The organism is Chryseobacterium sp. 22458 (assembly GCF_052044975.1).
Lineage (GTDB): Bacteria > Bacteroidota > Bacteroidia > Flavobacteriales > Weeksellaceae > Chryseobacterium.
On the sequence record NZ_JBQEOA010000003.1, the window covers coordinates 180,122 to 206,016 of the forward strand.

A 25,895-nucleotide genomic window follows, 5' to 3' on the forward strand; every position below is an offset into this window, starting at 1 on the left:
TATGAAAGTTCATTATTTATACCTTTTATTATTTTTGTTTTCCTGTCATCAGAAAGAAAACTTCATTAGTGACTTTTCTAAAAAAAATAATGTTCAGCTGATTAATCTTTCAGAAGAAGTTATTCCCGTGAAATCTGTTGTTGATGAATTTGATGACGGATTCTTAGAAAAATATAACTTTTCTAAAGAGACCGGAACATATGACAATCAACTGGATCTACAAAAAATAGATTTTATTAAGAAAGACAATAATGAACATACCAGAATATCAGTGCCTTTTTTTTCCATTGATAAGAAGTATTGTCTGATTCAGGTAAATACCTATTTACAAGATATTAGAAATTCAAATGTAATTTATCTTCTCAAAAATGATAAAGGCATTTGGAAGACCGAAGAAAGAATGGAAAGTTCTTTGGTAGATTAGCAAAAGCAATAATAAGTTAATCAAAATAGTCTGTAAGTCCGTTTCACCAAAAGGTGAAACGGACTTTTAATTACCGGAGTATCTGATTTCGTTTAAGCTATTCAATATCACAAACTGTACTTCAACAGCACCAAATCCTTAAAAATACAAAAAATCAACCTGTTTCAAGATAATGAAACAGGCATTTTTCATCAGATAAACATTCACAAAAAAGCCACCGCAAAAGCAGTGGCTAAAAAAATCAAATCTAATATGAACTGTATATTATAAATTCGGGTTATTCTCTGCTTCCCGCTGAGGAATACTGAATAAATAGTAATTGCTGTTCGGAGCAAAAGCAGACTGGTCAGGGAATGCAAAAACAGAATGTCCCTTCCCATCAACGGTTTTCACGGCTCCTTCCGGTGTGATCACCTGAACTTTAATTGGTTTCCCCTGATCATCTACATAAGGTTTTCTCTCCACACTTCCCTGGGTTCTGATAATATCTGAAAGAGAAAATCCTTCACCGAATAATTCCTTTCTTCTTTCAATCAAAACTGCTTTCACAACCTCATTCTGAGCTAACGGACCTGTATAAGCATTTGCCTTCCTTGCCGTTTTCAATTGATTTAAAGCAGTAACTGCCTGGGAAATATTTCCATTTCTTGCCTCAGCTTCAGCCTCGATCAGGTACATTTCAGCAGCTCTCATATACACGATATCAGCAATAAGATTGGGCTTAAATTTAAACTTTGCATACCTCAGCAATCCTTCTCTTCCTTTCTGTCCATCCCATGAAAATAACTGAGTTCTGATATCATTCGCATCAAACAAATCTTTAAAGTATGGATCAGCCATAAAGCTATAATAGAAACTTCCTGATGAAGACACATCCAGGTAATGGAATGCATAACTTGCGTCTGATTGCTCCTGAGTCTGTCTATGCCCCCAGATCCATTCTGCATTCTCAATATCATTGAATCCCTCTTTATATTTTTCCGGAGCCATAAAAGAAAACCCCTGTCTTGCTGTTCTTGCAGCATCGGCAGCTTTGCTCCATTCACCGGTATTCAGATAGGTTCTTGCCAAAAGCCCATTAACTACATTTATGTTGATTTTATCTTTATTATTTCTTGAATAGTTTTTCAACAGATTGTCTGCATCTGTAAGATCACTTTTAATCAATGTATAAATTTCTTCCAGGCTTGCTTTCTTTCTTCCCGGTGTATTTATTGTGGATGGTTCCGTATAGATGGGAGCCGTCAAAGCTGTTTTATCCTTAAGGTAGCTGAACTGGTAAAAGCTCGCAATATTCAGATAACAGAAAGCACGTAAAGCTTTTGCCTGTCCTTTTACCTGATCCTTTTTTTCCTGGCTTCCTTCCGTACCGTCAATTCTTGCAATAACATTGTTCATATTATTGATGGTTGAATACAACATCGTCCAGATAAATAACGGTCTTCCGGCTGTAGTATTAACCATTTCGGTAAAATCATAGGCAGCTGAAAATCCGTATTTATTTCTAAGGATGGCCACATCACTTCCCATAGCATCGCTCGCTCTCAGAACTGTGGAGTAACCGATATTAGCATAGGTTGTTCCATCATTATTGAATTTTGCCCACGTACCGTTGATTACCGTTTCTGCACTTTCAGCCGTTTTGAAGACTTCTTCACTGTTTGCCTGATCTGTTGGAGCGGTAGTCAGGTCACTTTCACAGCTTGTCAGCGACCACAATCCAATAACTGCAAAGGATAAATATTTTAATTTTTTCATTGTTTTAATTTTAAAAGGTTAAAGAGTTGCCTGAAGACCAAAAGTGATCGTTCTCATTGCCGGATATCTGAAATACGTTGTACCGTCCAGTGCCTGTTCAGGATCCATTCCCTTGTGTTTATAGAAAGTCAGAAGATTTTCTGCCTGAATGTAAATTCTGAATTTTTTCAATCCTATCTTTTCAAAATAATCAGAAGGCAATGTATACCCTAAACTTACATTTTTAAGTCTCGCATATGTTCCCGAATACAGGAATCTTGAAGACGTTGAAGTCCAGTTGTTGGTTGTAGTGCTTAGTCCCGGAACATCCGTATTAGGATTTTCAGGAGTCCATCTGTTCAGCATTTCCACGCCCCATGCACGTCCTCCGGCGCTTCCGTTATGTAAAAGCGAAGTATAATCTCCATCCAGAATCTTTCCTCCGATTTTGAAAGTCAGTAATCCTGAGAAATCAAAGTTTTTATAATTAATGCTGGTACTGATTGCTCCTGTCAGTTTAGGCAATGCAGATCCCTGTATTATTTTCGTTGCTTTTGAATACTCTGAAGTTGTTCCTTCCACCTCGTTTCCGTTTGCATCTTTAGAAATGGTTTTCCACAATGGCTTTCCGTTGCTTGGATCTACGCCTACCCATTCCTGGATAAAGAAATCATATACGGAACCTCCTTCTCTCAGCTGTTTGGTTCCTACCACAAGTGGTCCTCCGGGTAATTTGGTCACTTTATTTTTTAAAGTACTCAGGTTAACATCCACATTCCATTGGAAATCCTCATTCCTGATCGGAGTGGTGAAAAGTGAAAATTCAAAACCTGTATTCTGGATTGTTCCTACATTCGCCGGATAATCACTGATCCCCAAAGATGGAGCAACCGGTACGTTGAACAGAAGGTCCTGGCTTTTTCTTTTAAAATATTCGATATTCCCTTTAATTCTGTTATTCAGGATCGCAAATTCCAGCCCTACGTTCATATTAAGATTGGTTTCCCACTTAAGGTTTTTTGTTGCTGCTTTTTCCAGGGTTGTCCCCGCTTCCCCGCCAAGGGTCAGTATTCTGTACAGCTCCTGATATCCATAATACAGAGACTGCCCGTTTGGACGCAGCAATTTATCATTCCCCTGTCCTCCGTAGCTTGCACGTAGTGTCAACTGGTTGAAAACATTCAGGTTCTTAATAAAATCTTCATTGGATATCTTCCATGATCCTCCCACAGACCAGAATCTCCCCCATCTGTTGTCAGAGGCAAATCTTGAAGAACCGTCTGCTCTTCCTGAAGCGGAAAGGAAATAGGTATTATTATAATCATACTCTACTTTTCCAAGGTAACTCAACAAACTCAGCTTATTGCTGTATCCCCCGAAGTTGACCAATAATGAAGCCGCATCCGGCTCATAGTAGTAAGGCAGGGAGAAACCGCTTCTTGATCCGGAGATGGTCTGATAGTCGTATTTATAAAATTCCTGTCCGGCTAAAACATTGATATGGTGTTTTCCGAACTTCTTATCATAGGTCAGGATATTACTCGTTGTATAAGAAAGTGTTCTGGTATTGGATTTGGTCACAGACCCACCAATTTCTGTACCTTGCCCCAAAAGCGGATTGGAGTAAAAATGGCCGTTATAATTAACAAGATCAACGGAAAAACTCGTTTTGAATTTTAACTCCGGTAAGAAAGTAAATTCCATGAATCCTTTTCCTGAAAAATTATCTTCTTTGTTTTCATTTTTATCCAACGGTAAAGATGCAGCCAGGTTTTGATTCTGAAGCGCACTGCTGGGTCTGTATTTTCCGAAATCATAAATCTTGTTTCCGGCAGCATCCAACACAAAAGATCCGTCCGGATTTCTTTCATAGTAAGGATAAAATGAAGGAACAACTCTCGCAGCCTGAATCACATTGCTTGCCTTGGAATCTGATGAGGTAGGAGCCTGCTGAACACTGTTGGTATAGTTCAGGTTTATCCCAATGTTTAACCATTTTTTTACTTCCGAATTGATCTTTAACCTCGTATTGTATCTTTTAAATCCTGATTCAATAGCCATTCCTTTATCATCCAGATACCCAAGGGAAAAGAAATAATTGCTTTTTTCACTTCCGCCGCTGATATCAAGATCTACCTGGTTCCTTGAAGCCGTTCTCTGTAAAACATCTCTCCAGTCATCATTCCATAGCGGAGTTGCTCCCGGCAATAATTTACCATCCGTTCCTACCGGTTTTGAATACCCGGGACCATAAGGGTTTATTCCAAGCATTGAAACAAGGTTATCTGTAGCCATTTGGGAAGCCTGCTGAGAAGATATTTTATCAGATCTATATCCGTTTCTCAGAGCTTCCCAATACAATTGAAAATATTGATCTGTGCTTACCTGCTCATAATCTTTTACCGCTCTTCCCGAGAACCCCTGGCTGATGTTAAGGTTTACTTTTGCTTCTCCTTTTTTCCCGGATTTTGTTGTAATGATAATAATTCCGTTGGCACCTCTTGAACCATATAAAGCACTTGCAGTAGCATCTTTCAAAACACTGATGGATTCAATATCACTAGGGCTTATAGCATTCAGATTTCCGTCAAAAGGAATTCCGTCCACTACATATAACGGATCGCTGGAGGCACTTACCGAACCAATACCCCTGATTCTGATCGTAGCAACGGCACCCGGTTGCCCTGAAGATGTCGTTGTCTGGATTCCCGGCACCTGTCCTTCCAGGGCTTTGGTAATATTGGTTACAGGTCTATTGTTAATTTTATCACTGGAAATGGTTGCTACTGAACCGGTATAGCTGTTTCTCTTAGCTTTTCCATAAGCAACAACGACAACTTCGTCAATCTCTTTTTCACGGAGTGTATCTTTTTTCGGTTTGGAGACCTGTCCGTTTACACTTACAACACCTAAGAAAAATGCCGCAACCGGTGGGATCCAAATTTTAGAATTAAATAGATTTTTATTAATCATAATCAATTTTGTTTATCAAATATTAAAACTTTGCCCTTTGCAGAAAAGTCAGCAAAGGGCATCGATAAATACGATAAACCAAATGCTTATTTTCCCTTTTACAGGCTGAATGTAACACCTTACCGTAGCAGGTTGTTAAGATTTCGCAGGGTCAGTTCCCTCCATCTTTCTTTATAAGCCGATCGAAATTATGTTTGCAAAGCTATAAATATTTAGTCCACAAAACAAGTAGACTTATTTATTTTTTAATAGAAATTTTACAAAAATTAACATAAGATTTTATTAAAACCTTTTGAAACCAAGCGTTTAAAGATTTAACGTTTCCATAAGTATGATAAATATCATTAAAAATAATTCAAAGACAGAAAATAAAAAACCTGGCTGATTTTTTTGACTTCTTATTAAAAAAACTTTTTAATTTTATAGTATGAAAGTTTTGATTATAAACGGACCTAACCTGAATCTTTTAGGCACCAGGGAACCTGAGATCTATGGAACTGTTTCCATGGAAAATTATTTGGAAACACTGAAGTCTGAGTTTCATACTCATGAACTATCCTATTATCAGTCTAATATTGAAGGTGAGCTGATCAACAGGCTTCAGGAAGATGATTTTGATGCAGTGGTGATCAATCCGGGAGCTTTCACTCATTATTCTTATGCAATAGCCGATTGTTTGAAGAACATCAGAAAACCTAAGATTGAAGTTCACATCAGCAATATTTACAAAAGAGAAGAATTCAGACAGAAGTCTGTAACGGCAGCCTGTACAGATGCTGTCCTATCCGGGTTTGGAATGGATGGCTACAGATTGGCTATCTTCAGTTTAAAGTAAGCCTAATGCTGAATCATTCTAATGATTCATGCAAAGTATAATATTTTTCTCGCAGATTTGACAGATTACGCAGATTTCTATTCTGGGAATGATTGCTGCGACAGGTAAATAAAAAAGCCTCATCTTTTGATGAGGCTTTCCTGTATCTGTAAAAATCTTATTAGATAGTTTGTTCCTGAAGTTGAGGACCTGAAGCGATTAATCTCTTCCCTTCTTCAGTATCGCAGTACTGCTCAAAGTTTTTGATATATCTTGAAGCAAGATCTTTTGCTTTTTCTTCCCATTCTGAAGCGTCTGCATAGGTATCTCTAGGATCTAAAATACCTGTAGAAACATTTGGAAGTTCAGTAGGAATTTCAAGGTTCATGATCGGAACCTGGGTTTTAGGAGCATTATCGATAGAACCGTCAATGATCGCATCGATGATCGCTCTTGTATCTTTCAGAGAGATTCTCTTACCTGTACCATTCCATCCTGTGTTTACCAAATAAGCTTTAGCGCCGTGTTCTTTCATTTTACAGATCAATGTTTTAGAATACATCGTTGGGTGTAATGTCAGGAACGCTTCACCAAATGCCGGAGAGAAAGAAGGCTGAGGCTCTGTAATTCCTCTTTCAGTACCTGCTAATTTAGAGGTATAACCGCAAAGGAAGTGGTATTGAGCCTGGTCTTCATTCAGGATAGAAACCGGAGGAAGTACTCCGAATGCATCCGCAGAAAGGTAAACAATTTTTTTAGCATGTCCTGCCTTAGAAGGCAATACAATTTTGTTGATATGATAGATTGGGTAAGAAACTCTGGTATTTTCAGTGATAGATCCGTCTGTGTAATCTGCTACTCCATTGTTCACAACAACGTTTTCAAGAAGTGCATCTCTCTTAATTGCAGCGAAGATATCCGGTTCTTTTTCTTCTGACAGGTCAATTACTTTAGCGTAACATCCTCCTTCGTAGTTGAATACTCCATTATTATCCCAACCGTGCTCATCATCTCCGATAAGGTATCTTTTCGGATCTGCAGATAAAGTAGTTTTTCCTGTTCCTGAAAGACCGAAGAATAGAGCTACATCACCTTTTTCCCCTACGTTGGCAGAGCAGTGCATTGAGGCCATACCTTTTAATGGAAGGTAATAGTTCATCATAGCAAACATTCCTTTCTTCATCTCACCTCCGTACCATGTACCTCCGATGATCTGTAGTTTTTCAGTAAGGTTGAACATGATAAAGTTTTCAGAATTCAATCCCTGAGCTTCCCAGTTCGGGTTTGTTGTTTTAGAACCGTTGATTACTGTGAAATCAGGCTCTCCAAAGTTTTCAAGCTCATAATGAGAAGGACGGATAAACATGTTGGTAACAAAATGCGCCTGCCATGCTACTTCAACGATAAATCTTACTTTAAGTCTTGTATCTGCATTGGTTCCGCAGAATGTATCTACTACATAAATTTTCTTAGATTCAGCAAGCTGGTTCAGCACTAGTTCTTTACAAGACCCGAAAATTTCCGCTGTTGTAGGTAAGTTTACTTTACCATCCCAGAAAATTGTATCTCTTGTAACATCATCCTGAACAATATATCTGTCTTTAGGTGAACGACCTGTGAAAATTCCTGTTTTTACTGATACCGCGCCCGATTCCGTAAGTTCCGCTTTCTCAAACCCCTGATTTTCAGGAGAAACTTCAGCCTGGTATAATTCTTCATACGAAGGATTATACACTACATCATAGTTTCCTTTAATCCCTAATTTCTCTAAATCCTGGATGATTTTAGTGTTTTTCATTTTACTTATATTTTCTATTTCTTTATTGTCTTCAACAAAAATAATATTAATTATTTGTTAAAGGTGGTTTAAATATACTGATATAAGTCAGAATGACAAATAAAAAAACGGGATTGTAATTTACTGATTATAAATTAATTATATCTGACCATTCAAAAACGGTTGTAAAACCTTTCTCCCAAAAATAGTCTTTATAGCCCCCAAATTTGGCACTCATCACAAAATCTCCGCCCCATGCGCCCAAACTTTTGACAAATACAGGGCAGTCTGAGAATATTTTTTCTTTAACTGTAGGAATTTCAAGAAAATCAGCAATTTTCCGCTCATGAATCATCAGTAATTCGGAAAAATTTTCCAATTCACTGCATAATAAAATTTTCTTTGTGATATCTGAAAATTCGTTCACCAGTTCCGGCGACTTCTTTTTCGACTTATAAAAACTGATTCCTTCCCGGCTGTCCTGCTTTTGATTTAAATGAATAAAAATTAATTCATTTTTAAAAGAAGGATTAAAATCTACCTTCTCATATTGAATCTCAGGCTTACTCTGGAAAAGGACCGCAGATTTTTCTTTAGCCACGGCAATGTCATATCCACTCCCCCCAAGACTGATTGTATTTAAATGAAAAGGATCAATTTCTGCCCATTCAGCAAGGTTATTCATTAAAGTAGAACTGCTTCCCAGGCCATAATCTGCCGGAAATTGAAGGTTTGTTTTTAGATGATAGGTAAAATCGTTTTTGAATTTGACAGAAGAAAGCTGCTGAACATTTTTTAAAGTTTTCAGAATAAATTCAGCACCTGATGGAATATTGGTTTCAAGGATCTGCCAGTTTTTATAATCAATGACAGCTTTTAACCATGGTTTATTTTGATGGAGCGCTTCCCAGAAAATTAAAGACTGGTGATCATTTTTTTCTTCAAAAAAAAACTCTTGTCCCAGCCTGGTAGGTACCGCTAAGACAAGAGCTCCATCGATAGCGAAATATTCTGAAGTAAGCATAAGCTTGCCCGGTGAAAAAATCGCTTTCATATTTTTTCTTAATTAGATTGCAGAAGCAGCTTCTACCGATCCGTCAATTTTTTTGATCAATCCCTGAAGGGTTTTTCCCGGTCCTACTTCTACGAAGTTTGATGCACCGTCTTTAATCATATTTTGTACAGACTGCGTCCATTTTACAGGACCAGTAAGCTGATCGATCAGGTTTTGTTTGATCTCATCAGGGTTCGTTACTGCTGTAGTCGTGATATTCTGGTATACAGGAATGGTTGCTTTTCTGAATTTTGTTTTCTCAATAGCTGCCGCCAGTCTTTCCTGTGCCGGCTGCATCAAAGGTGAGTGGAAAGCTCCGTTTACAGGTAATAATAATGCTCTTTTTGCTCCTGCTTCTTTCAGTTTTACACATGCTTCTTCCACTGAAGCTGTTTCTCCTGAAATTACCAATTGCCCCGGGCAGTTATAATTAGCCGGAACTACTATTCCACTGATCTGTGCACAGATTTCTTCAACCTTAGCATCCTCTAAACCTAAAATAGCTGCCATAGAACTTGGATTAGCATCACAAGCTGCCTGCATTGCCTTAGCTCTTTCTGACACCAGCTTCAGGCCATCATCAAATGATAAAACGCCATTGGCTACCAATGCAGAAAATTCTCCTAAAGAGTGTCCTGCTACCATTTCAGCTCCAAGACCATTTACTGCTTTTAATGCTGCTACTGAATGTATAAATATTGAAGGCTGGGTAACCTCGGTTTTCTTAAGATCCGCATCCGTTCCGTTGAACATAATGGAAAGAATATCGAAACCTAAAATTTCATTGGCAGATTCCATCAGATCTTTAATATCTTTTCTAGAATCATACAATTCTTTTCCCATTCCTACGAACTGAGAACCCTGCCCTGGAAATACAAGTGCTTTCATGTATTGAATTAAATATTATGCAAATATAACTATAATGTTAAGAAATATTCTTCTGGGAACTGTAAATCATTTAAGGTACCAGTCTGATGACTCTGTATCCTGTATTGACATACGCTCCGTTAGCTTTTGATTTTACAAACTCAAATTTTGTTGCAAGCTGAGTCTGTACTTTATTCATCTGCTTAAAGATTTCTCCTTTTTTATTTTCTCTCGTCAGCATATCGTTTACCACATCAAATCCTACGATTGCATATTTTGGTGGTGTTTTGCAATATTTGGTTTTATAAGCTGCAAGGATTTCTTTTTCAAAATTACCTTCGGTATTGATCTTTCTGTCCATCAGATATACCAGACTTGCCTGGCTCAGATCATCCACTTTCTTTTCGAAAACGGGAGAATAGAACATACTAAAAGCTTTTACTCCCTGTACTTCTTTAGACAAAGCAATTACTTTATTGGCAAAAGCATCACCTGTACTATTATCATCATTAGCCAGGATAGCAATAACCGGGGCAGACTGCCCTGTCATCATATTCTGGTCAAGCTGAATATCTGCCGGAGAATTCACGATGATTACTTCAGGATTTTTAACAGCTTTTTCAAGACCTGCTTTGATATAGTTGGCATTTTCTTTTTTAGAATCTGCCACTACATATATTTTCTGGTTAGAATATACTCCTTTTACTTCTTCTACGATTTTATCTGCGTAGGTCTGGTTGTTGGTTTCAACAATAATCAGATTGCTGTAGTTATATAATTCCGGAGTGTTGGCAAAAGGTGCCACAATCGGTATTTTTTGATTTTTAGTAAAATCCAGAACATCAATTACATTCGACTTGAAGAACGGACCTATAATCAAATCCGTATTCTCAGGGTTAATCTGAGTCAGAGAGTTTTTGAATGAAGCTTCATTTCCTGAATCTACAATTTTAATATCGAGTTTCTGGCCTCCTCTTGCATTTCTTTCAATAGCAAGCTTAGCTCCCGTCAGAAAGTCAAGAGCCATTCCTCTGTACTGGGTTTCGTTGGTGCTGTACCCAAAAGGAAGCATTAAGATCACACTCAATGCATCACCGTTTTTCTTACTATAGGCTGCATCCTGCTTTTTGATCTTTAAAACCATGCCGGTTTTCAATCCTTTTGAAAGTTCGGGGTTCAATGCAATAAGCTCATCGATGCTTACCCCAAATTTATTGACAATAGAGAATACAGTATCTCCCTGCTGAACGGTATAAGTTACATAATCGTCCCCAGCTGCAACATTGGATGCAGCTGATGATTTTTCGTTCCCTGAATCCATCTTTTCTTTTGGATTTGCAGGTTCAGTAACAGAATCTGTATTCGTATTTGTATTTGATCTTTTGATTTTAATGGATTCGCCAGGCTTCAATCCTTTTTCTTCCAATCCCGGATTTAAAGCAAAAAGGTCCTGTTGACTGATTCCAAACTGTTTTGTAATTCTGTAATAATTATCTTTGGCCTGGATCACATATGTTTCTCCTTCTGCTGCCGGTGTAGCTGTTACTGGTTTTTCAACTGGTGTTTCCACGGGTTTAGCAGTTGCCACTACAGTCTGCTGATCACCATATTTTTTAATGCTTGCAAGAGGTAATGTAATCTCATCTCCGATTTTCATATGGGAATCCAGTTCAGGATTCAGTTTTCTTAAATCGGTTTCAGAAATACGGTACTGTTTTGTAATTCCATAGATCGTTTGCTTAGGCTGCAATACAATTTTACCTACTGCGGTTCCTGCTGTAGTATGTACCTTTTCAGCTACCGGAGTTTTGGTAACCGGAGCTGCCGCTTTATCTGATTTTATGGTTAAAACATCTCCGATAGCCAGCTTGCCATCTTTATGTTTTGGGTTTAGCTTCAGCAATTCATCTACAGTCATTCCATACTTTCTGGCAATGTTGTAAGGGTTATCACCTTGTACAACCGTATGTGATTTCTGGGCTGAAACTCCCAAAACCATACATAAACTGGATAGAATAAAAAACCTCTTTATCATATTCGATAATTATAATTTACAAAAATACTTCTTTAAAATTAAATGGCAACAATTATTAATTTGGAATCTTGAACCACCATCTCTTCCAAACAATTTTCAAGCCACGAATACCCATAATCTGAAAAGAATACGCTAAAGTTATACACTCTTTCCTGCCAGGTTTTTGCGGGATGAACATCTAAAAACAGATTTTCAAGTCTTTCCAGCAATTCATTCTGCTTTATTTTTTCCGCATGAAGTAATCTTTTCTTCATTCTTTTAAATGACTTCAACTGTCTTACTTCTTCTGCTTTCACCATATTTCCAAAAGACTTTTCGGTAGTTTCCGCAAGTGTTCTGAGTTCGGAAAAATTGCTGATCAATAAATTTTCTTTGTTATCCAATACTTTTAAAATGGCATTATCTTCTAAAATCTTCTGATTGGTCAGGACCGTAAAGTTCTGGAAAAAATCCTCTATTTTAAGATCCAGTTTTTTAATCTTCCCTAACGTTTTTTCTTTCAGGAATAACATTGAATTCCTTGGAATAAGAATTGGAAATGGAACGTTTATTTTTGAAAAATAATCTTTGAGTTCCAACCAATACATGATTTCGGCATTTCCTCCTATATAAGCCAGATTCGGAAGTATATTTTCCTGATATACCGGACGCATTAAGGCATTCGGGCTGAATTTTTCAGGGTGATATTCCAGTTCTGTAAGCAGTTCTTCTTTTGTAAACTGAATATTTCTATCTACAATATTATATTTCTGACCATTCCAATCAATTCTGTCTCTGGTTTCGGAAAGGTAGAATAAATTGATTTCACGGGGATTTACCTGTACTTTCCCATATTTATCCGTCAGAAAATCTACTTTCTCTTTGGATGCTTTTTGCAGGCTGAAATCAAGAAGTTCATCTTTAAAGATAGACTTCATCTGGTTTTTAAGTTCTTTGGAATCTCCATCCAGAATCAAAAGTCCGAATTCAGAGAATAGACGGTTCACGAGAATTCTGATCGCCTGTGTCAAAGTATTTCCTGTCTTATAAGCTTCCTTCATCATTAAGATCAGCTCAGTCCCGAAAACAGAATCTTTGAATTCTTTTTCAAATTCCGAAATAAAATAAGTATTACTGATCTCGATTCGTCCTACCGGTCCACCGGATTTTTCATTAGACTCATAGTAATTATTTTCTGTTTTAAAGTGGTTGATCTCCGCAAAATCATGATCTTCTGATGCCATCCAATAAACAGGAACGAAATTAAAGTCCGGGAAATATTCTTTCAGATAGGTACAGGTCTTGATAGTCTGTAAAATTTTATAGACAAAGAAAACAGGTCCCGAAAACAGGTTCAACTGATGCCCTGTTGTAATGGTGAATGTATTGGGAAGTTTAAGATATTCCAGGTTTTCCTTCTGTTTCGAGGTAAGATGAAGATCCGCAAGCTGACTGCTCAACACATCAAACAATATTTCTCTCTTTTCTGAAGTAAAGGAATCTTTCTTCACCTGAATCTGCTGACGGAAATGTTCAACAGAGAATGTTGTATTTTCAAAACCCTCAATTTTCTGCTCCAGAAAATCTTTTACCAACTGAGGGATGCTTTCTATATCGTTGAATGATATTTTATTAATTGTTTTCAACCTGTAAAGTTTTTAGTTGAACAAATACCACACAATTCCAATATTCAATCTGAAATCATATACCGGATAATGTGGAAATGCATATGCTTTATTATTGGAAATAAAGGTGCCTACCTGTTGTCCTTCTATGAAAAAGAACATTTTTTTCACCTTCATATTGATGTAAAGATCTGCAATAGGCTGTCCTCCGATAGAGAATGAATCTGTACGGGGAAGAATATATTCATTAAGGACAGGGAAGTAATCTCTTGAAGCAAATTTGGAGAAATAATACACTTTAAGTCCGGCCTGAATTTCAGCTGCTTTTTTAAAGGCCTGAGTCTGATAGAAGAAGTTCGCTCTTCCGATAAATCCAGGCAGAGGAAGCAGATTTTTATTTGTCAGGGTATTCTGGAAATGCAGCCTGGTATTCAGATGGAATTTACCAAAGCTGAATGTGGCATCACCTCCGATCTGGGAAATATTCACAGAATTTTCACTTTGCTTCGGATTTCCGTTACTATCAAGATAAGTATAGTTATCAATTCTGAAATAATTGGCGAAAATCTCTGTTTTGAACCATTTCAGATTAATACTTCCCCCTATTTCCATTACCGACTGATTCTTTGCATTTTCAAAGTAATAGTTGAAATTGTTGTAAACGGAAGTATTCAACAAATAATTGAAGGAAGGATAAGCACTTTGAAAGTTTACTTTAGCATTAACAAAATAATCTTTTATCGGCTCAAACTTCAAATTATTAGCTGTTCTGAGATAGCTTTTAAACTGGCTGCCGTTTGAGAATTCCAGGAATGAATTCAACTGAATTTTATCCCAAAGTTTTACCTGCAAGTTTCCTACCGCTCCGATTCTGTTTTCTTTAAGTTCACCTGGAAAAGGAACACCATTAAGGGCAACAACATCTCTAATCCCCAATTTGATCATCTGATAACGTACTCCAGCATCCAGTTTAAATTTTTCATTATTAAAAATTAAGCTTAGCGTATTGCTGAAATTGTCAGAGTATTTCTTTGTGGTCAAAGGAAATCCATTGACCAGATCTTCAGGCACTCTATACCAATAGTTTTCCAATGCGCCCTGGTTATAATAATATTTATTTCCCTGATGTGAAATAGTGTGTCTGATGCTGAAAGGAAACTTCTCTGCATTGAACGGGGTAAACTGATGACTCAGATAATATCTTCTATATGATAACTGAGAGCTTGACGATGTCAGTTGTACCTGGGCATTCTGTCTGTTTTTATAGTTACTGTCACCATTCTGGAACAGATTATCTTCAGTGATCCCGCCACTTTCCTGATTGTTTACGTTTTGATGGAGATAATGGGCAAATAATTCATAGTTTCCGCTTTTAGAAACATAATGACCGGAAAATATAGTATTGTTATTTGCCGCCAATGAGTTCCTGTAAAGTCCCTGAGAGCGAAGCCCCATATATTCAAGCGCAAAGTTGAATCTTTTCCCGATATTCTGGGTGTAGGTAGATCTCAAAGCTGCACCGTTTCGCATTGCATTATGATAAATAAATGAAGCGGTAGGTGTTTTTACGTCATAGTATTTTACCTCATTGGCTCCAAGAATCATATAAGATTTGTTGGAAGGTAATAAAGACAGGTTCTGCTCCGGATTAACTTCAAATACCAAAGGATTGAATCCTGCACCAATATTGGCAGGCTGCACTCTTCCAAAGTTATCACTGTTGTTATATTGAGAAAAAATATGGGTTTTATCAAAAGTCATTACAGTATCAAACACTTTCTTTTCAGAAAACTGGGTCTGAAACTGGTAATCTTCAATAGTAGGTTTAAAAATTTTCAGGGAATCTTTTTTTCCGGAATCGATTACCAATGTATCTTCTTTTTTGACCTGAGGATTTTTCACCTCTGCTTTGTCAACAATCTGAGCCTGCGCTGCAAAGCTAAAGAAGGAAAATATGAAAAGGATGTACTTCATTATTCATTATTGTTCAGCAAAAATAAGAAATAATAGCAAATAAAAACCCCTGCTTGGAGCAGGGGTTCTATATAATATGATTATTGTTGATTAATAACCAGGGTTTTGCTGAATATTTGGATTAGCTGAAGTTTCTTTAACCGGGATAGGTAAAGTATACTTGTGGCTATTATTCGGAAGGTTAAGTTCTGGAAGAGTGATAAAATCATCTTTAATGTTTCTGTCCATCGTTACCCCTGCGATTGTTGCAAGTCTTTTTAAGTCAATATAACGGTGACCTTCTAATCCTAATTCTATTCTACGTTCTTTCAAAATATCCGCATAAGCAAACTGAGCATTAGTGTAAGTAGGAGTAGTAGCAGTACCTAAATAATTTCTGGCTTCTCTTACTTTCTGGATCAAATCATGAGCTGTAGCTAAATTTCCTGCTGCTACTTCAGCCTCAGCTAAAATAAAGTACATTTCCGATAATCTAAATACTTTAACATCATTTCTTGTAGGAGCACTTGTTTTACCAGGGTATTTATCAATTACCAATCTATCGTCTTTAGAAGGAATATCCATATAGTCAGCTCTTATCACAGAAGTTGGATCAATATAAGTATATCTTCTAATATCTCCTTTATCAGGATCTCCTGGAGCACTATATATTAGATTAAATAAATTCCTACCTAAAAACCACATTGGAACTCCTGAAGCAGCTGAACTATTCGTATTCCATCTTACCCCCGTTGATGCACCAGCCCCTAATGCTAGTCTGTTAAGAGAGAAAATAATTTCTCCTCTGGATCTATCATTCCACATATTTCTATATGGATTAAATGAACCTAACAAACCATTTCCATTTGCAGTTGTATTACCTCCATAAAATGCATTATTCCAAGCTGCTGAAGCTGGATTAGTAAGAGCGCCCGAACTTCCACCCGCACCAGCGTTTATAAGTGGATTGTCCCCTGTTATTGGTGTTGCAATTGTTAATTTTAAACCAGAGTTATCTATTACTTCTTTAGCATATTGTTTAGCTAAAACCGTATTTCCTCTATATAAATTAAAACGAGCAGTAAGTGCATTAACAAATGCTTTACTCACAGTATATCTTGAGGGCTCGGTAGTAGAATATGCTAAAATACTCCTTGCATAATCTAAATCTGCATTAATAAAGTCATAAACTTCCTGATTCTTTGCTCTTGGCAATTTAGCATCAGTTGCAGGGATATCTTTTATAAGAACAACTCCTAAAGCATTAGGATCTTTCATATCCGGTGAAAAATAAGTTTCCAGCTGAATATAACAAAATGCTCTGATTGCTCTCGCCTGTGCAAGAATACTATTATATTGAGTTGTTTCAGCAGCAGTATTAGGAGTAATATTTTTTGCTCCTTCCAGTAATCTATTAACTCTATTAATTACTCTGTAATTATTAAGCCAGATTCCGTTAGTTGAAACAGTACTGATAGAACCTCCTCCAACAGCTTGAGTAGATGGATCAAGGAAGAATCTGTGCAATTCATAGTCCTGACCTCCACTACCACTACCAGGCTTAACTTCATCAGTAAACACTGCAGTAAAATATATTTCATCTATTGGATCCAATTGTGCATAAACAGATCCGTTTAAAGCTTCATTTAAATTGGATACATTGGTGAAGACCTCCTCAGGCTGCAATTCTCCCGCCTGTTTGATATCTAAAGCATCCTGGCAACTGTTTAAAGCAAATCCTGTCGCTGATAAAGTTGCTAAAACTAAAACTGTATTTATAATTCTTTTCATAATTCTTTTTTATTAAAAATCAACATTTAACCCCACTGATACGGTTCTAGGGTTAGGATATACATTTAACGAGTATGTAGCAATCGGTTCAGGGTCAAAACCTTTCCAGCTCGTCCAAGTATATAAGTTCTCTGCCTGAACAAATACTTTAATTCCTTTAACCGGTAATTTTCCTAACTGATCTTTAGTAAATGAATATCCTAAAGAAACATTTTTAAGTCTTATGAAATCTGTTTTATATAAGAATCTGTCTGAAGAACCATCTGCACCAGCATTACTAGCAAATAAACTTGGAATATTAGATCCTGTATTCTCAGGAGTCCATGCATTCAACAAATCTGCTGATACATTAATATTAGCTGCTGCATAATCAGGATTCATTACCCACTGATGTAAGTTATCATAGATCCAACCTCCTTGTTGGAAAGAGAATAAAGTATCTAAGAACCATCCTTTATGCTGGAAGTTAAATCCAAAACCTCCTGTAAATTTAGCATATGGAGATTTACCTGTCAATCGTCTATCTGATGGCTGTGGGTTTTCTGTAATATTTCCATTGATATCAAGGAATTGCAGATTTCCATTTGCAGCATTTACTCCAACATATGGATATAGCTGATACTGAGTAGCAGGTCCTCCGATAGCATTAACTACGTCATCAGAAAGATCTTCATTACTCATTGAAACGATCTTGTTTGAGTTATATGCACCGTTTACAAAAACAGATAGTTTTGTATTCTCTGTTCTTATCGCATTGAACCTGATCAAACCTTCAACCCCTTTATTATCAAGAACTCCATCATTCCCTCTGATACCATAGAATCCTGTAACTGCAGATCTTTGCAGCGTATTGAACATTCTTGTAGTTCTCTTTTGATAATAATCAAAGCTACCTTCTACAAGACCTTTATAGTTAAAATCAACCCCAACATTCGTCTGCTTTACCTGCTCCCATTTCAAATATGGGTTGGATAGGTTAACAAAATCATATCCTAATAAATTTTGGTATCCAGAAAATCCATTATACAAATCAAGGAAATTATTAGGAAGCTGAATTAGTGGGTTAACGTTGTTAACTGCAACTCCCAAGTTTTGGTTACCTGTTGTACCGATAGATGCTCTAAGCTTTAACAATCTGAATCCTGAGTTAGCCATGAATTCTTCTTTATCGATATTCCATCTACCGGCTACTGACCAGAAAGTTTCCCATCTGTTAGCAGGAAGGAAACGGTAAGATCCATCTCTTCTTACAACCCCACTTACTCCGTACTTATCTTTATAATCGTAATCTAATGTTCCGAAATAAGCCAATGTACCCGCAGTTACTTTCGTAGCAAATACAGTTGGTCTATAAATATTCGGTGTATCCGGGTTGAAAGGGATATATCCTGTTCCAGCACCGAACTGCCATTGTAGAGGATTCAGACCATTCTGTGTCTGAGAATTACGATTAACATGCACTTTAATATAATCCATATAAGCCGCTGCGGAAATAGTGTGATCTCCAAAAGACTTATTGAAAGTAATATTTGTAATACTGTTAAATGTTAAATCTTTAGTTGTATCAAAAATTTCAGATCCTCCATATTTAGCACCTGCACCTGCAGCTACAGCTGTAGATAAATAACCTCTGGCACCTCTTGCGAAGATTCTTTCATACTCTTTATATTCAACACCTGTTCTGTTACCAACACTTAAATAGTCAGTAAGTTTATAATTTACATTCGCATTAGTAGCAATACTCAATTCAGTAAATCTGTTTCTTACCCCACCATTAATGTTATCCTGAAGAATCCAAGTTCTGTTTCCTGCACTGTTTTGTCCAATAGCATTAAATAACTGTACACCATCAGAATAAGGGTTAGGAGCTACATATGCTGGTGAAAGTACAGTTCCAAACAATGGGTTTTGAATTACGTTTGCATTAATTCCTGCATTTTCTTCATCATCCAACTGATTTCTTTTAGAATATCCTAAACCGATGATTGCCCCAAAAGTTAATTTACCGTCTTTTGATTTACCTGTCAAGTTATTTCTTAATGTAAACCTTTTGAAATCAGTAGACTTCACAGTACCTTCACTATCTAAATATCCTAAGGATAGGAAATTATTGATATTTTCACCTCCTCCTGTTATGGATAAGTTGTGCTGCTGAGAAACCCCCACCTGAGTAAATTGTTTTCTCCAGTTGGTATCTATTCCCCAATTATCAATTTGCTCTTGTGATAATCCTTGTTCATACGCATACCCTCCTTCATATATTTTCTGGATTTGTAACATCTGTCTAGCATTAGACAGATTATAATCAGGCTTAGGTATCATAGAGAAAGATGTCAATGCATCATAAGAAATCTTTAAACCGGCATTGTACTTACCTGTCTTTGTTGTAATTACAACAACTCCATTTGCTGCTCTGTTACCGTAAATTGCGGTAGCCTGAGCATCTTTCAGTATACTGAAAGTTTCAATATCGTAAGAGTTAAGGTTTCTAAACTGCGAACCAGAGGTAATTACACCATCTACTACATATAATGGATCTCTTGAACCATTTAATGAGCTCATCCCTCTAATCAAAATATTGAACTTCCCTGAACCTGGTGATCCAGATCCTGAGTTGATAACAATACCAGGAGCTGTACCCTGGATTGAATTCAAAACAGAAATATTAGGTCTGTTTTCTAAAGTTTCAGCACCAACTGTTACCGATGAAGTTGTAGATTTTGCTTTTGTAGCTGTTTTACTATACCCTAAAACAACTACTTCCTCAATTTTCGTCTCCTTGTCCTTTTTGTCCTTAGAGTCATTTTCCTGAGCAAATACAGCTTGTCCTGTAAAAAACAGTACACCAGCCGTTAATACACGTAGTTTAACATTCATATTAACAAATTTTAATATATTTTAGGAGCAAATATGTTAATAAATATTAATACTGGCAAATTTTTCACATTCACAACTTATGGACATATTCACAATATAACAACACTAGCGCTACATATATAAATAAATTCACAATTTTAAACTTAATTTAATTGTTAAAATTTAAAACAAACTTCATAAAACGCCAGTTTTAACACTTTTTAATCAATTAAAAAAAAATTATTTATAATAAATCTAAATTACAATCACTCTAATTTTCAGACATATAGCTGATTTAAAGACAAAACAAAAAAAAATCATATCGTTTTCTATTGTTTTATCCACTATTTAAAAAAAACTCAGTGATAAAACAAAAAATGACGCTCATAAACTCTTAGAAAATAATATTTTTTATACTTTTGAAACTAAAATCAAAAATTCATAAATTTAAAGTATGAAAAAAACAATTTTAACCACATTCGCTCTAGCCAGTTTTGGTTTAAGCTTCGCACAGAATACACTTTCAATAAACGGAGCTACAGGAGCACAGTCAGTATTTGACGGAATTAAGTCTACTACAGGTAAGACATTTAAATACGAAGAAATTGCAGGAGATTCTCCCTATATTGGAAAAGAATTCTCCAATGCCAAAATTGCCGCTAATTACGAGCAGGTTCCTGTACGTTATAACAGCTACACTGATGAAGTTGAATTTAAGAAAAACGGAGAAGTTCAGGTACTTCCAAAAACTTCAGATTTCTTCAGAATTGAGATCGCTTCTCCTAAACAAACCATCGTAATGCTTGAGACTTCGGATGAGTTAAACGGGTATTTTTTTGAATTAGTGAATGGCAAGAACAGTTTATATAAAAAGATCAAAACCAAATTCACAGATGTTGTACCGGCTGCTAATTCCTACGCAAGTGAACGACCTGCCAACTTCAGAACTCTGCCAGCCGTATATTACATTAAAACGGAAAAAGGATTGATCAAGAAACCCCGAAATCAAAAAGACATCATTGAACTATTCCCGGATAAAAAAGACAGCTTAAATGACTTCTGTAAATCCAACAAAATAAAATTTGACAGGGATGAAGATTTAATCAAGCTTGTCAACTTCATGAATCAGAATTAAGAAGAAAAAAAAACATTAAAAGTTATTGTCAAAAAATAAACCCGGCGCCTCAATGAGGCGCCGGGTTTCATTATATTTTAAAAGTATTATTTCAACTTTTTCTTGACTGCTACTTCTTCGTAAACTTCAAGAATATCTCCGACTTCGATATCGTTATACCCTTTCAGGTTCAATCCACATTCGTAACCTTTTGTTACTTCCTTCACATCATCTTTGAAACGCTTCAAGCTTTCAAGCTCTCCATCGAATTTCACAATTCCGTCTCTCAACAAACGTACTTTCGACTGTCTTGTAACTTTTCCTGTAAGAACCATACATCCGGCAATTGAACCCACTTTAGAAATCTTGAATACTTCACGGATTTCAACGTTACCAATTACCTGCTCCTGAATTTCCGGAGAAAGCATTCCCTCCATCGCTTCTTTTACTTCATCGATAGCTTTATAGATTACAGAATATGTTCTGATCTCAATCTCCTCACGGTCTGCAAGCTCTTTTGCATTAGCACCGGCTCTTACGTTAAATCCGATGATGATAGCATCCGATGCTGCCGCTAAGTTGATATCAGATTCAGTGATCTGTCCTACTCCTGAGTGAAGGATTTTCACGCTGATTTCTTCTGTTGACAATCTTTGTAGCTGATCAGATAATGCTTCTACTGAACCATCCACGTCACCCTTAAGGATAATATTCAATTCTTTGAATTCTCCTAAAGCAATACGTCTACCCAATTCTTCAAGGGTTGTATGTTTTTTCGTTCTGATAGAAAGTTCTCTCTGTAGCTGTTCTCTCTTATTGGCAATAGCCTTACCTTCACTTTCGTCGGTATAAACACGGAATTTATCCCCTGCTGTAGGCGCTCCATCCAGACCTAAGATTGTTGCAGGAATTGAAGGACCTGCTTCCGCAAGGTTTTTACCTCTTTCATCAAGCAAAGCTTTTACTTTACCATGGTTTTTACCTGCTACCACATAATCTCCAACTCTTAAGGTCCCGGTTTGTACCAACATTGTTGCTACATATCCTCTTCCTTTATCTAATGACGCTTCGATAACAACTCCATTTGCTGAACGGTCAGGATTAGCTTTCAGCTCAAGCATTTCTGCCTGTAATAAAACTTTCTCCAATAATACATCTACGTTATTACCGAATTTAGCTGAAATTTCCTGTGCCTGAACATTTCCTCCCCATTCTTCTACAAGAACCGGTGGATTTAAACCTGATAGCTGTTGACGAATGTTGTCAGGGTTTGCATTCGGCTTATCTACTTTGTTGATCGCAATAATCATTGGTACACCTGCAGCCTGTGCGTGAGCAATTGCCTCTTTTGTTTGTGGCATTACATCATCATCAGCAGCAATTACGATAATCGCAATATCCGTGATCTGAGCACCTCTTGCTCTCATCGCTGTAAAGGCTTCGTGACCTGGCGTATCTAAGAATGTAATTCTCTGACCGTTTTCCAGTTTCACATTATAAGCACCGATATGCTGGGTAATCCCTCCGGACTCACCTGCAATTACGTTCGTTTTTCTGATATAATCCAGTAATGAAGTTTTACCGTGGTCAACGTGTCCCATTACAGTAACTACAGGGGCTCTTGAAACCAGGCTTTCTTCAGTATCCACTTCGTCTTCTGCATCTGTATCTTCAAGATCTGCATCAGAGAATTCAATTTTATAACCGAATTCATCTGCTACCAATAATAAGGTATCGGCTTCCAATCTTTGGTTCATGGTTACCATTACACCAAGAGAGAAACAAGCAGAGATCACTTCAGTTGGAGAAACATTCATCAAACTTGCCAATTCACCTACTGTGATGAATTCCGTTACTTTAAGAGTTCTGTCTTGTGCTTCAAGCTCCTGTTGACGTTCGTCCTGTTCTCTACGGAAAGTTCTCTTATCTTTTCTGTGTTTTGCAGATTTAGATTTTCCTCCTTTATTGGTAAGTTTTTCTAAGGTTTCTTTGATCTGGTTTTTAACTTGTTCGTCAGTTAATTCAACCGGCATAACTCTTTGTCCAGGTCTGTTGTTTTGACCTCCTTTTTTGAAGCCACCACCTTGGCCGCCCTGACGGTTTCCGCCTTGACCTCCCTGGTTATTCCCGAAACGGTTTCCACCTTGACCTCCCTGACCTTGTGGACGGTTTCCTTGTCCGCCCTGGCCCTGACGGTTTCCACCTTGTCCTCCACCATTATTGTGTTGACGGTTTCCACCTTGTCCACCTTGATTATTTCCAGAGTTTTGATTGTTTCCACCCTGGCCCTGGTTATTCTGACCTCCGCCTGGCTTTTCAATTCTCTTTCTTTTCTTTTTTGCACCAGCACCTGGTTTTGGAGCAAACTGAGTAAGGTCAATTTTTTCACCTACGATCTTCGGACCGTCAAGTTTCTGATAGACCGTCTCAATTTTCTGTGGTTCCTGAGATTCAGGCTCAGCCTCAACTTTTGGAGTTTCCACTTTTTTCTCTTCAGCAACAGCTGGCTTTGGAGTTTCTTTCACTGGTTCCACTGGTTTTACTTCTTCTTTTTTCTCCTCCATTTTTGGTTTGTCTTTTTTCACAGGTCTGTTTCTAGATTCTATTTGAGACAAATCAATTTTATCCAAAACTTTAAATTCCTGTTTTTCAGGAGCTACTTTTACTTCCGGTTGCTCTTCTTTCACAATTTCTTCTTTCTTCTCTTCAACCGGTGTAGCCACAGGTGCCACAGGAGCTGCAGGAGTTTCTTCAACTTCAGGTTTCTTAGGCTCTAAGTCTATTTTACCTAAAATTCTAGTTTCTGGTTTATTTGCTTTAGCTCTTATCACTTCAGGGGTTTTCTTCTCTTCAATTTCCAGTTTTTCTTCCGGAACTTTAGTGATCACCACCTCATGGGAAGCCTTTCGTTGTTCGCCATCTTTAGCAAACTCAGCCTCCAATGCAGAATATGCCGATTCTTCCAATTGAGCGTTAGGATTGCTTTCAACCTCGAAACCCTTTGACTGTAAAAACTCTACTAATCTGGACATCGAAATGTTGAATTCCTTAACCGCTTTATTTAATCTAATTTTTGGCATCTATATTATTTACTGTTTTTTAATTTTTAAAATTAAAGTATTTCTTTTTTACTGTTTATTAAAATTTATTTCTAAAATCTTAATCTTCAAATTCTTCTCTCAGAATACGTTTAACCTCTTCAATTGTCTCTTCCTCAAGGTCAACCATATTTAAAAGACTCTCAGTTTCTTTATCCAATACTGATTTTGCAGTCGTAAGTCCTACTTTCTTAAACTCATCCAAAATCCACTGCTCGATATCATCATTGAATTCTTTCAATTCAACATCATCATCCTCACTGGACTCTCTGTATACATCAATCTCATATCCTGTCAACCAAGAAGCCAGTCTGATATTCTGACCTTGTTTTCCGATTACTTTAGAAATTTCTTCAACTGGAGTATATACTAATGCATAATTGGTCTCCTCATTGATTTCAATTTTGTTAATTGTAACGTTTCCTAATGCTCTCTTCACCAAGATCTCAGGGTTTTTAGACCACTGAATAACATCGATGTTTTCATTTCTCAACTCTCTTACAACGCCGTGAATTCTGGATCCTTTCACCCCAACACAAGCTCCTACCGGATCAATTCTGTCATCATAAGCATCTACTGCAATCTTCGCCTTTTCACCAGGAATTCTTACTACCTTCTTCAGGATAATTGTTCCGTCCTGGATTTCAGGAATTTCCAGCTCTAATAATTTCTCAAGGAATTTAGGTGCAGTTCTGGAAATAATAATCTGTGGTTTAGAACCTTTAAAATCTACTGTTTCAACAATAGCTCTGATATTCTCACCCTTTTTAAAGAAATCGGATGGGATCTGGTTTTCTTTTGGTAAAATAAACTCGTTTCCTTCATCATCCAGCAAGATCACATGCTTGTGACGGATGTGGTGGATTTCTCCAACAACGATTTCACCAATTTTATCTCTAAACTGCTCGTACAGCATTGCATTATTGTGCTCCTGAAGCTTTGTAGCAAGGATCTGCTTAAGGGTAAGAATATTTCTTCTTCCCAATTGTGCAACAGGAATTTCCATTGTAAAGTCCTCACCTACTTCGAAGGTAGGGTCAATCTTCTTTGCTTCAGAAATTTCAATTTCCAAATCATCATCTTCAGACATTTCATCCTCTACAATTGTTTTATTCAAAAATATCTGAAAATCTCCTTTATCCGGGTTTACAATCACATCAAAGTGGTCATCTGAATCAAATCTCTTTCTTAAAAGAGTCTTCAGTGAATCTTCAATAATTGCCATAAGATCAATCTTACTGATCCCTTTTTCGTCTTTAAAATCACCAAAGGATTCAATCAACGCTATATTATCCATCTATTTTTTTTTCTTTTTTAAAATTTAATTACTACTAATGCTTTTTTGATCTCAGAGTAAGAAATCTCTTTCTCCTCTTCCACATCCACTTTTCCCTTCCCGATATCTTTTGGTTTTCGGTAGCGCAAAACAAGTGTGATCTTTTCCTCATCTACTTTTGACAATTCCCCTTCAATTTTAGAAGAATCTTCCAGCATCACCTCAATCTCTCTTCCTATATTTTTATTGAACTGTCTTGGGGTCACCAATGGTTCGCTCAGTCCTGCAGACATTACCTGAAGGCTGAAGTCATGCTCTTCACGGTCCATATTGAATTCAATAGCACGGCTTGCATCAAGGCAATCCTGCAATGAAACGCCATTGTCACCATCTAAAATCACTGTAATATCATCCCCTGCAGAAATTTTAAGATCAATCAGAAACAGATCTTTTCTGGTCTCAAGGAATTCATTTAATAATTCTTCAATTCTTTTTCTAAACTCCATATATTTTTATCTTGAT

The 25,895-nt window shown here is 36.9% G+C and carries 16 protein-coding genes and 1 riboswitch; of the genes, 3 read left to right on the top strand and 13 right to left on the bottom strand.

From position 1 onward, the window contains the following. The first annotated feature begins 1 nt into the window (after nt 1). Nucleotides 2-424: a hypothetical protein gene (locus tag ACTJJF_RS11785; RefSeq protein WP_440699778.1), complete on the top strand. Its 423-nt coding sequence runs from the start codon at nt 2-4 to the stop codon at nt 422-424. Nucleotides 425-688: 264 nt separating this feature from the next. On the opposite strand, the gene ACTJJF_RS11790 is transcribed toward ACTJJF_RS11785, so the two are convergent. Continuing rightward, nucleotides 689-2,182, bottom strand: coding sequence for a RagB/SusD family nutrient uptake outer membrane protein (locus ACTJJF_RS11790; RefSeq protein WP_440699779.1), 1,494 nt, complete (start codon nt 2,180-2,182; stop codon nt 689-691). A gap of 18 nt (nt 2,183-2,200) precedes the next feature. Further along, nucleotides 2,201-5,134, bottom strand: a complete 2,934-nt coding sequence (locus ACTJJF_RS11795) for a SusC/RagA family TonB-linked outer membrane protein (RefSeq protein ID WP_440699780.1) — start codon at nt 5,132-5,134, stop codon at nt 2,201-2,203. An 83-nt stretch (nt 5,135-5,217) separates the two neighbouring features. Then, nucleotides 5,218-5,314: riboswitch (SAM riboswitch) on the bottom strand. Nucleotides 5,315-5,561: 247 nt separating this feature from the next. Here ACTJJF_RS11795 and ACTJJF_RS11800 point away from each other — a divergent pair. Beyond that, nucleotides 5,562-5,969 carry a type II 3-dehydroquinate dehydratase gene (locus ACTJJF_RS11800; protein WP_312300246.1) on the top strand — a complete coding sequence of 136 codons (408 nt, stop codon included), beginning with the start codon at nt 5,562-5,564 and terminating at the stop codon, nt 5,967-5,969. A gap of 160 nt (nt 5,970-6,129) precedes the next feature. Here the strand turns inward: ACTJJF_RS11800 and pckA are convergent, their stop codons facing one another. From pckA to ACTJJF_RS11840, 8 genes are all read right to left on the bottom strand, one after another. After that, entirely contained in the window at nt 6,130-7,746 is a 1,617-nt protein-coding gene (gene pckA / locus ACTJJF_RS11805; RefSeq protein ID WP_440699781.1) for a phosphoenolpyruvate carboxykinase (ATP), read from the bottom strand. 127 nt (nt 7,747-7,873) lie between these two features. Then, nucleotides 7,874-8,779 (bottom strand): GYDIA family GHMP kinase, encoded by a 906-nt coding sequence (locus ACTJJF_RS11810; protein ID WP_440699782.1) that lies wholly within the window; start codon nt 8,777-8,779, stop codon nt 7,874-7,876. Between the two features lie 12 nt (nt 8,780-8,791). Beyond that, entirely contained in the window at nt 8,792-9,667 is an 876-nt protein-coding gene (gene fabD / locus ACTJJF_RS11815) for an ACP S-malonyltransferase (protein WP_312300251.1), read from the bottom strand. 70 nt (nt 9,668-9,737) lie between these two features. Next, nucleotides 9,738-11,681 (bottom strand): LysM peptidoglycan-binding domain-containing protein, encoded by a 1,944-nt coding sequence (locus ACTJJF_RS11820; protein ID WP_440699783.1) that lies wholly within the window; start codon nt 11,679-11,681, stop codon nt 9,738-9,740. Nucleotides 11,682-11,719: 38 nt separating this feature from the next. Then, the gene (gene bshC / locus ACTJJF_RS11825; RefSeq protein WP_312300255.1) at nt 11,720-13,306 is read right to left on the bottom strand and encodes a bacillithiol biosynthesis cysteine-adding enzyme BshC; all 1,587 of its coding nucleotides are present in this window, start codon (nt 13,304-13,306) and stop codon (nt 11,720-11,722) included. A gap of 12 nt (nt 13,307-13,318) precedes the next feature. After that, a complete protein-coding gene (locus tag ACTJJF_RS11830; RefSeq protein ID WP_440699784.1) occupies nt 13,319-15,259 on the bottom strand; it encodes a putative porin in 1,941 nt (646 codons plus the stop codon). 90 nt (nt 15,260-15,349) lie between these two features. After that, nucleotides 15,350-17,029 carry a RagB/SusD family nutrient uptake outer membrane protein gene (locus ACTJJF_RS11835; RefSeq protein WP_440699785.1) on the bottom strand — a complete coding sequence of 560 codons (1,680 nt, stop codon included), beginning with the start codon at nt 17,027-17,029 and terminating at the stop codon, nt 15,350-15,352. A gap of 12 nt (nt 17,030-17,041) precedes the next feature. Beyond that, on the bottom strand, nt 17,042-19,906 hold the full coding sequence (locus ACTJJF_RS11840) for a SusC/RagA family TonB-linked outer membrane protein (RefSeq protein WP_440699786.1): 2,865 nt from the start codon (nt 19,904-19,906) through the stop codon (nt 17,042-17,044). Between the two features lie 433 nt (nt 19,907-20,339). On the opposite strand from ACTJJF_RS11840, the gene ACTJJF_RS11845 reads away from it, so the two are divergent. Further along, nucleotides 20,340-21,020, top strand: coding sequence for a hypothetical protein (locus ACTJJF_RS11845; protein ID WP_312300263.1), 681 nt, complete (start codon nt 20,340-20,342; stop codon nt 21,018-21,020). An 86-nt stretch (nt 21,021-21,106) separates the two neighbouring features. Here the strand turns inward: ACTJJF_RS11845 and infB are convergent, their stop codons facing one another. The 3 genes from infB to rimP all read right to left on the bottom strand — a co-directional run bounded on the left by infB (nt 21,107) and on the right by rimP (nt 25,879). Then, nucleotides 21,107-24,079, bottom strand: coding sequence for a translation initiation factor IF-2 (gene infB, locus ACTJJF_RS11850; protein WP_440699787.1), 2,973 nt, complete (start codon nt 24,077-24,079; stop codon nt 21,107-21,109). Between the two features lie 79 nt (nt 24,080-24,158). Next, on the bottom strand, nt 24,159-25,394 hold the full coding sequence (nusA, locus tag ACTJJF_RS11855) for a transcription termination factor NusA (protein WP_002982960.1): 1,236 nt from the start codon (nt 25,392-25,394) through the stop codon (nt 24,159-24,161). Between the two features lie 17 nt (nt 25,395-25,411). Then, nucleotides 25,412-25,879, bottom strand: coding sequence for a ribosome assembly cofactor RimP (gene rimP / locus ACTJJF_RS11860; RefSeq protein ID WP_312300267.1), 468 nt, complete (start codon nt 25,877-25,879; stop codon nt 25,412-25,414). Between the last annotated feature and the right edge of the window lie 16 nt (nt 25,880-25,895).

What these genes read in the sequence shown, in the direction of transcription:
- infB (WP_440699787.1), bottom strand. Translation starts at nt 24,079, where the DNA reads ATGCCAAAAATTAGATTAAATAAAGCGGTTAAGGAATTCAACATTTCG.
- ACTJJF_RS11840 (WP_440699786.1), bottom strand. Translation starts at nt 19,906, where the DNA reads ATGAATGTTAAACTACGTGTATTAACGGCTGGTGTACTGTTTTTTACA.
- rimP (WP_312300267.1), bottom strand. Translation starts at nt 25,879, where the DNA reads ATGGAGTTTAGAAAAAGAATTGAAGAATTATTAAATGAATTCCTTGAG.
- pckA (WP_440699781.1), bottom strand. Translation starts at nt 7,746, where the DNA reads ATGAAAAACACTAAAATCATCCAGGATTTAGAGAAATTAGGGATTAAA.
- ACTJJF_RS11820 (WP_440699783.1), bottom strand. Translation starts at nt 11,681, where the DNA reads ATGATAAAGAGGTTTTTTATTCTATCCAGTTTATGTATGGTTTTGGGA.
- ACTJJF_RS11835 (WP_440699785.1), bottom strand. Translation starts at nt 17,029, where the DNA reads ATGAAAAGAATTATAAATACAGTTTTAGTTTTAGCAACTTTATCAGCG.
- nusA (WP_002982960.1), bottom strand. Translation starts at nt 25,394, where the DNA reads ATGGATAATATAGCGTTGATTGAATCCTTTGGTGATTTTAAAGACGAA.
- ACTJJF_RS11785 (WP_440699778.1), top strand. Translation starts at nt 2, where the DNA reads ATGAAAGTTCATTATTTATACCTTTTATTATTTTTGTTTTCCTGTCAT.
- ACTJJF_RS11845 (WP_312300263.1), top strand. Translation starts at nt 20,340, where the DNA reads ATGAAAAAAACAATTTTAACCACATTCGCTCTAGCCAGTTTTGGTTTA.
- ACTJJF_RS11795 (WP_440699780.1), bottom strand. Translation starts at nt 5,134, where the DNA reads ATGATTAATAAAAATCTATTTAATTCTAAAATTTGGATCCCACCGGTT.
- ACTJJF_RS11790 (WP_440699779.1), bottom strand. Translation starts at nt 2,182, where the DNA reads ATGAAAAAATTAAAATATTTATCCTTTGCAGTTATTGGATTGTGGTCG.
- ACTJJF_RS11810 (WP_440699782.1), bottom strand. Translation starts at nt 8,779, where the DNA reads ATGAAAGCGATTTTTTCACCGGGCAAGCTTATGCTTACTTCAGAATAT.
- fabD (WP_312300251.1), bottom strand. Translation starts at nt 9,667, where the DNA reads ATGAAAGCACTTGTATTTCCAGGGCAGGGTTCTCAGTTCGTAGGAATG.
- ACTJJF_RS11830 (WP_440699784.1), bottom strand. Translation starts at nt 15,259, where the DNA reads ATGAAGTACATCCTTTTCATATTTTCCTTCTTTAGCTTTGCAGCGCAG.
- ACTJJF_RS11800 (WP_312300246.1), top strand. Translation starts at nt 5,562, where the DNA reads ATGAAAGTTTTGATTATAAACGGACCTAACCTGAATCTTTTAGGCACC.